A 545-nucleotide genomic window follows, 5' to 3' on the forward strand; every position below is an offset into this window, starting at 1 on the left:
GTAGATTTGCGAGATTTCTGCTATGTTTTCTTAAAGAAGAAAATGGGTGAATCCTATGCCGAGCAAGGCTATGCGTTTCGATTTATGGTATTACTTTGTGGCTATTACATGGCATTATGGGTACTAATTGCCATGCTCCAATATAAGGCAGGGATTCCTGTTTCGCCCTTAGAGAAAGACAATTTTATCTTTCAAACTATCTTTGCAAGTCTCGCCTTTCTTCCGTATCACTTTTTTATAAAATATCTGCTTCGACGCATAGCAATATTTCCGATAGATAAAGATATGTCTGCTACAAAATACAAGTTGCTAATGCGTAAGGCCATTCTCACCCTTGCTACTAGTTTTGCTCTATGGGTACTCATTGCTTTGGGCGTAGATAAACTTGTGCCATTCTTCTAATAAAATGTATTCACATATACAGATTAATCATAAAAATCATAAGGAATTTAGTTGAAGATAGGTGAAACAGTTAAAAATAAAATTACTTTGGCTAACACTAAATCCGGCGTCAACCAGCCCTTCCCAAACACATAGCCTCACCG

1 protein-coding gene is annotated in these 545 nt (G+C 37.1%); it reads left to right on the forward strand.

The window, feature by feature from the left end; translation table 11 throughout:
• The coding region (locus Q0590_RS37510) for a hypothetical protein (RefSeq protein WP_302042818.1) at window positions 1-402 on the forward strand (402 nt) is incomplete at its 5' end.
• Window positions 403-545: the final 143 nt, after the last annotated feature.

Origin of the sequence: Rhodocytophaga aerolata, from assembly GCF_030503435.1 — a bacterium.
Classification (GTDB): Bacteria; Bacteroidota; Bacteroidia; order Cytophagales; family 172606-1; genus Rhodocytophaga; species Rhodocytophaga aerolata.